This window comes from Curtobacterium sp. 18060 (genome assembly GCF_902706105.1).
GTDB lineage: Bacteria > Actinomycetota > Actinomycetes > Actinomycetales > Microbacteriaceae > Curtobacterium.
On sequence record NZ_CACSJV010000019.1, the window covers coordinates 55,311 to 61,973 of the forward strand.

6 protein-coding genes are annotated in these 6,663 nt (G+C 63.9%); 4 read left to right on the forward strand and 2 right to left on the reverse strand.

Annotated features, from left to right (window positions below; translation table 11 throughout):
* Positions 1–61 precede the first annotated feature (61 nt).
* The 4 genes from GVL05_RS10930 to GVL05_RS10945 all read left to right on the forward strand — a co-directional run bounded on the left by GVL05_RS10930 (position 62) and on the right by GVL05_RS10945 (position 4,276).
* A complete protein-coding gene (locus tag GVL05_RS10930) occupies positions 62–739 on the forward strand; it encodes a hypothetical protein (RefSeq protein WP_159573164.1) in 678 nt (225 codons plus the stop codon).
* Between the two features lie 576 nt (positions 740–1,315).
* Positions 1,316–1,627 carry a hypothetical protein gene (locus GVL05_RS10935; RefSeq protein WP_159573165.1) on the forward strand — a complete coding sequence of 104 codons (312 nt, stop codon included), beginning with the start codon at positions 1,316–1,318 and terminating at the stop codon, positions 1,625–1,627.
* A gap of 1,070 nt (positions 1,628–2,697) precedes the next feature.
* Positions 2,698–3,081 (forward strand): helix-turn-helix domain-containing protein, encoded by a 384-nt coding sequence (locus tag GVL05_RS20360; RefSeq protein WP_369122532.1) that lies wholly within the window; start codon positions 2,698–2,700, stop codon positions 3,079–3,081.
* A gap of 484 nt (positions 3,082–3,565) precedes the next feature.
* A complete protein-coding gene (locus GVL05_RS10945) occupies positions 3,566–4,276 on the forward strand; it encodes a hypothetical protein (RefSeq protein ID WP_159573167.1) in 711 nt (236 codons plus the stop codon).
* 47 nt (positions 4,277–4,323) lie between these two features.
* On the opposite strand, the gene GVL05_RS10950 is transcribed toward GVL05_RS10945, so the two are convergent.
* Both GVL05_RS10950 and GVL05_RS10955 read right to left on the reverse strand, forming a co-directional pair.
* Positions 4,324–6,132 carry an alpha-L-fucosidase gene (locus GVL05_RS10950; protein ID WP_159573168.1) on the reverse strand — a complete coding sequence of 603 codons (1,809 nt, stop codon included), beginning with the start codon at positions 6,130–6,132 and terminating at the stop codon, positions 4,324–4,326.
* Positions 6,133–6,135: 3 nt separating this feature from the next.
* The gene (locus tag GVL05_RS10955; RefSeq protein WP_159573169.1) at positions 6,136–6,501 is read right to left on the reverse strand and encodes a hypothetical protein; all 366 of its coding nucleotides are present in this window, start codon (positions 6,499–6,501) and stop codon (positions 6,136–6,138) included.
* Between the last annotated feature and the right edge of the window lie 162 nt (positions 6,502–6,663).

Here is a 6,663-nt window from a genome sequence, read left to right on the forward strand (position 1 = left end):
ACACATGCTCAGCATGGCTAGGCTCACAGCGTTTCGCTCAGCACACCTACAGGAGGACCCGATGCGCAAGTTCGCTCCGGCTATCGCCATCACAGCCGCTCTTCTCGCCGCCTTCGCCCTGGCAGGGTGCGGCGACGCGAGCTCAACGACGAGCTCGGAGAGCGGCGACTCACCCACCACAGCGGCGAAGTCCGAGAACGGCTTCTACAGTGACTTCGGCTCGTTCAAAGCCGTCGAGAAGACGGGCACCACTGATGGTGTGATCACGCTTCCCGACGCGAAAGCAGGCATCGTCACCTCGACGTTCACTGGCGAAGGGAACTTCGCCATCCAAGCACTCGATGCCTCCAATCAGCCCACCACGGACCTGATTGCTAACACAATCGGGAACTACAATGGCACCGCTGCCTACGGCCTCGCGGGACTTGGCGAAGCCCCGAAGACCTTGAAGGTGACGGGTACCGGCCAGTGGACTATCAAGATCAGCCCGGTCAGCTCAGCCACCACACTCCCGAAGACCGGTAGCGGGGACGGCGTCTTCAAGTACGCCGGTCCAGCCGCAACGTGGAAGATCGCGAATGCCGGTGGCGAGGGGAATTTCGCCGTCACACAGTACGACGAGAGCGGCATGCCAAACCTCGCCGTCAACGAGATCGGCGCCTACACGGGGTCAGTCCCAGCGAACGCAGGCCCTTCGATCGTGACAATCATCTCCGACGGTAACTGGTCCCTCGGCTGAGACGAGTTGCGTTAGGGCCGGGTCGGGAGGATACCAATGAACGAAGCGAAAAACACAGTCGACGGGGGCACGATCACGGCGTCGGAACTCCGTGCCAGCCCCCGGTTGCAAGAGATCAGGGTCGGTCTTCGATGCATCGCATGTAACGCCGAGGCCTTCTTTCGCAATCGAGCGAAAAACGGTCGGACAGAGTGCTTCGGTGCGCGTCCTCACCGACCAGGCTGCACCTTGGGTACCACCAGCGAGGGCCGGGAAGAACGTAGAGCGCTCGTCCTCCAGGACAGGCGTGACATGTCCGAGGATGAGTTTTCCCTCATCCCGGTCCAGCGGACCGCGCAACAAGGCTTTGCCCATGTCACGCACGATCCAGACGCCCCGCTGGATCCAGATGGACGCGCAAAGCGATCGGCCAAGGATGGACCTGCCTCCGGCCCGGCGTCGGTACCCCGTCGAAGCCTCAGCACCGTCCACAGAATGCTCCGCCGGGACGGAAGTTTCCGGAACTCACGGAAGTCGATCGACCTGCCAGACGGATCGCATCGTTCCGTGCGCGCTGCATGTGTCGAAAGCAGCGACGTGATCGAACGCCACCGTAGGAACTACCGTATCTACTGGGGAACAGTGCGGTATGCCCAGGCCAAGGACGGGGCCTACTGGCTCAACACCGCGCGAGGCAAACCGCCGACGGTCGTCCTCAAGCCGGATCAGATGGCGGTGCTGATGAGGCAGAAGGGTTTCGAGGCCACCGAGGACCTCGAAGGTGCTTCGTTTGCGACTTGGGCGAAGATGGGTATGCAGGATTCAACGGGGAGATTCTTCCTGCATGTCAATGATCTGGAGTGGTTCGATCTTCGGCTCAATGATGAGGACGACGGCTTCGACGAGTGACGTGACTCTGCGGTGCATCAAAAGCGCATGGCGATGTCTAGAGAAGCGGCCCGACCTGCGCTCACCCGAAGAGCAATAGGTCGGGCCGCCCTGACCCCTGTTACAGCAGGCATTCGAAGCCGACCTCAACTCAGATTGCTGTGAGGTAGAGATCGAGGGTTCGGGGTGCCCTTGACAGGTTCGGGTCTCCGTCCGGGGCACCCCGGGTGCGCACGATCCGATGTAGCCGTAGCGATCAGGCATGCAGTCGAATTCGCCACTCAACGGGGGCGAGTGTCACGCAGCCAGGGTCGCCGCGGAGCGCACCCGCCGAATGTACCGCTCTGACTTGACCTGCTGTCAGGTTTCGCCCCGAAGGTGGGGTGCCGACGCTTTCCCTGGCCGTCGGCACCCCTGGCGGACCTGACCCGAACAGACCCGCCACGTCCTACTGTGCACCGTGCGACACGTGTTGTTCTAATCCGGGACCGGCTGACGTGGCGCGTGGACTGGCTGTGACTACAGATGCGGGATACAGCGGGCGGCTGCTCTTCCACCTCGGCAAGACGGGGTCTATCGTCGGGTCAAGCCCGGTTTGAGCTTGCTCCTGGGTGAGGGTCCGCGGTCCTCGCGGGCCCGGGGGAGTGGTGCCGACAGTGATCGATCAGGGTGGCGGCACCACTCCCACAACACGTCGCGAAACTCCGTGACAGGCCGAAACGACCTCCACTTCTGCAGCTCGGCCCTCCGTAACAGTGGCCACCCCCGCACGTAGGCTCGACCCGTCGGGGTTTCCTGTCCGGTACCCCGACGGGTCGGATGCGTTTTCGTCGAGCGCATCCAGTTGGGCCGTCACTCTCTGCCAAAGAGCGGTGACGGCCCAGCACATTCAAACACCCCCTGTTCGAGGGGCACTGAGTCTGGCAGCATAGAGCTAACCGGTCATGCCGGTGAGAGTGCCTCCCCACCTGATCCGGGGAGGACAACGCTCGTCCTACGGGGACGGGCCTTCGTCACGGAGGCACGTCCCCGCAGTCGAACCGGACCGGGTTGTGCGGGGGCGGCTCGATGGCGGAGTCCTATGCTGCGGTATGCCTAGTGGAGACCTTGAGCGCCTCGGCATCGATCGAGACCGGTACCGAGCGCGCATCGGACGCACCCTCGATTTCCTCGAAGGGCACTACCGTCAGCCACTCACCGTGCACGACGTCGCACGCTCGGGCGACTGGTCCCCGCGGAGCATGCAACAAGCGTTCAGCCTCCAACTCGGCACCACCCCCTTCGTGCTTCTGCGCCGGCTCCGTCTCCAGTACGCCCACGACCGCCTGGCAAATCCGTACTGCTGGGACAGCGTCGCTACTGCCGCCAGATCAGTCTCAATCTCGCACCTTGGCCGCTTCTCCGCGTACTACAGCGCTCAGTACGGCGAGCTGCCATCCGAGACTCGCGCACGCAGCCAGCGAGTTACGAGGTAGGCTCCACGGTCGCTGCTCGCTCAGCGCGAGCCACGCGATCGACCGTTGGTGATGCCATCGGCGCGACGGCAGCACGATCGGTCGGCGGCGTCAGGTCGGTGAAGAAGTCACGGAACATCGACGAGTCTTGGTGCACATACTCTCCGCGCTTGGACCGGCGACGAAGCCCCCGCAACGTCTGAACGCGAACCGGATCCACGCCAGCCATGCCCTCGTACTTCGAAGCGGCCATAACTACTCCTTCTGTCGCCTCCAGCACCAGTATCGTCGGCACCGCACGCGCTGTCCGCCGAGGCCGCACCAGTTGTCCACTGGGTGCTCCCACCAACCATGAGAGGACTGCAGCTCTCGACCGGATTCTTGAGGTCGAGGCGCACGTCATCGCGTACACCGAGCGCGCTGCGCTCGTCGAGTGGGGGTTCTCGCAAGCTGCCGAGTGCGCATGGGTCTGGCGGGATGCTGTCCGACCAAGCAGGATGTGACGGTGCCTCGTTCTAAGAGCTATGACGCCACGACCATCGACCTTCTCGAGCAGTGGGACTTCCTGAAGCTCTCCATGGATGCCTACGACGAAGGTCGAGAGCACGAGGCGAAGCGCCTCGCGGTCACAATCCGAGTCCTGGTTCATGACCATGGTGGGACGAGCCTGCTGACGCAGCTCGGCAAGCGGGATCAGATGGAGTGGTTCACCTCCGGAGCGGTTGACCCGCACAACCTCCTGCCCTCGCAGCAACTCACGTGGATGCAGGTTGAGGCGACTGAAAACGGGAGCAAGATGTCGTACCAGCCGTACAGCGAGGCGGACCTGCAAGCGTTCCCGAACGAGTGGGTCGATTTCGAGACGTACTGGAACGAGGCCGTGATCGAAGACGGGCGAGGGATCTCCTTCTCTCGAAGGAACCTCGTGCTGATGCTCGGGAACCGTTCCGGCGGGGCCCATGTGGGCAAGCTCGAGGCCGCGGAGCGCTCGCTTGCCAGTGGAACTGAGTTCGGTTGGGCTTTCGTCGTCGGTGACGCCGTTTCGCCGTTCCACGACAATCCGGTTCCAGCCTCCGTCCGCTCCATGGCCGGCGAGATGGATCTCACATTGCGCCACAACGCTGAACTCTTGGGGGTAGAGGAAAGCGACCTCGCCCGTCCCAACGACGCGTCCTATCTGGCCGAGGCGACCGATGGGGCCGACAACGACGAATGACCCCCTCGAGTTCCCGAAGGAACCCGAGGGGGTCGTAGCGGCTGCGCCTAGGTAGAACGGACCAGAACGAGGCCGAGGAAGCCTAGCGTGGGCCCGGTGTCGGACCCGTTCGACGCGAAGCGCTGCACACGGATGTGATTGAGCGCGCCGCGGGTGTTCTGCCGTCGGCGCATGATCTGCACCGATGACAGCTGATTCACCGTTCCGGACATCTGCACGAGGGTGTCCGCTGGGTTCTCGTCTCCCGCGCTCAGCAGGGAGCCGACAGCGACCTGCGAGCGGTTCGTCGTGAAGTACGCGGTCCCCGTCCCGGCGCCGAGCTGTGTGAAGAGCATCTCCACGGAGAAGCTGTTCCAGTCATCCGGCACACGGAACGAGCACTGCACTTGAGTCGGCGTATCTGGACCCATCTGCCACACCGGGAACCTGCTTCCGGCACCGGCAGGCAGGAGGACCGCGGTCGTCCCGGATGAGGGAGTCGTGAAGCGTTCCGGTCCGAACCAGAGCCGCGGCTCGCTCACTCCTCCGCGGCCCAGCGCCCGGCGACGGAGGACGATCACGGTGTCCGTCGTTGACCACGAGTCCGAGGAGGCCAGGGTCGCGGCGTAGCTACCGTCGCCGAGCTGCTGCAACGTGACCGGGCTGCCCGTCGCGAGGTTGTACGCATCCTCGAACGCGATCGCAGCGACGTCCGATGGCGCCGGCAGCGTGACTGTCTTCCCCGACGTCGGCGGGGTGAGGACGTGGATGTACTCTTTCGACGCATCCGCGGACGTCGTCGCAACGAACCCGTTGGGCACGGCAGACAGCTTCGCCGTGTTCGGCGTCACCCAGGAAGTCGACGGTCGCGTCTTCTTGATCGACTCAGCCAGCGCGGCGATCGATGCACCGAGCGTCGTCATGGCGTCCTCGAGGCCGGGCTCCCAGATGGATGCCGACTTCCCGGCGTACGGCCCGATCGCCCACGCAGTTCCACCGCCGTTCGTGTTCGTACCCGCCTGCAGCACCGTGTAGCGGAACATCTCGGCAGGCGTGTACTTCACGGCCGAGCTGTACGACGCGGGCGCCGTGGCCCACCACTCCGCGTACCGCGACTCGATGATCGCGACCTGCGAGTAGCCAGACAGCAGCTGCGTGGCATCCGTCGGCGGGGCGATGTACTCCCGAGTGCGGTGCTGGACGAGGTTGGGGATCGGGGTGGCGTCGTCGTTGTTGCCGCCGTTGCCGACGATCACACGGCGTGCGTTACCTGCCAGGAGCGCCGGCTTCAGGGTGGTGAGGTTGATGCGGGTTTGGAACTCGGCGGACTGGACCATGTCGATCCAGTACCCGTCGATGCCGGTGCCGTACCGGCTCCCCATGTCCGTGAGGATCGACGTGACGAACGTGTTCCAGGTGGCGTACCCGCCAGTCGAGTCGTTCCAACCGGTCGTGGTCTGCTCGGCGCTCGTCAGGTCGTTGCCGTCGGTGAGGTGCACGTACAGCAGCAGCTTGATCCCATAGGGCCTCAGCGCGGTGATGAGCTTCTGAATTGCGTCAGTCTGCGCGGTGTGGCCTGTCAGGTAGGAGTCCATCGCGGCGTTCGGGCCGAGGATGTTCATCGCGTAGTGCCAAGCGGTGAAGATGACGTACTCGACGCCGAACTTCGCGCAGTTCGCTGCGAACGTGTCGGCGTCGAACGCCGCGGCCATGCCCTCAGTGGTGGTCTGCTTCGTCCCGTTCGCAGTGATGGTCTGCGGGTTGGCGGTGCCACCGAACGTGTAGTGGCAGAACAGGCCGTACCGGGCACCATCGAACCAGGTGATCGGTGCTTTACCGATGCTCTCAGGGCTGACGACACGGATGGGCTTAGACACAGGTCAAACTCCGATCTGCAAGACGGGTGTGCCGTCAGCATCGGTGGAAATGGTCGCGGCGGACGTTGCTTCCGAAGCCGCCTCTTTTGCCGCATCAGCGGCAGTCGTCGCTATGGCCGCGCCTTCCGCCGTTTCCGGGTCGGCGAGGTTCGCAGCGAGCGCTTCACGAACATCGTCCGGCAGTTGCCCGGTGACACCTGCGGTGATCGCTGATGCGAGGTCCGGCCACATCGTGTAACCGTCACCGATCTTGATGACCCGCGACGTCTCGTCGTACCCCCACTCACCAGAAGCGAGCGGACGCTGACTGTTCTCCCACGCGTCCGCGTTCCCGCGCCGCACCACAATCGTGGCGTAATCCGTTGCCATGCTGGCCTCTCCTCAAGTCCTGTGATGCGTCAGACGGGACTGCTGCAGGTTGGGTTGACTCGTTGGTTTAGGCCGCGAGTGCTGCCTGTGGGTTGATGATTGCTTCGTACTCGATGGGCGTCAACTTCCCGAGACCGCGCTGTCGGCGCTTTCGGTGGTAGG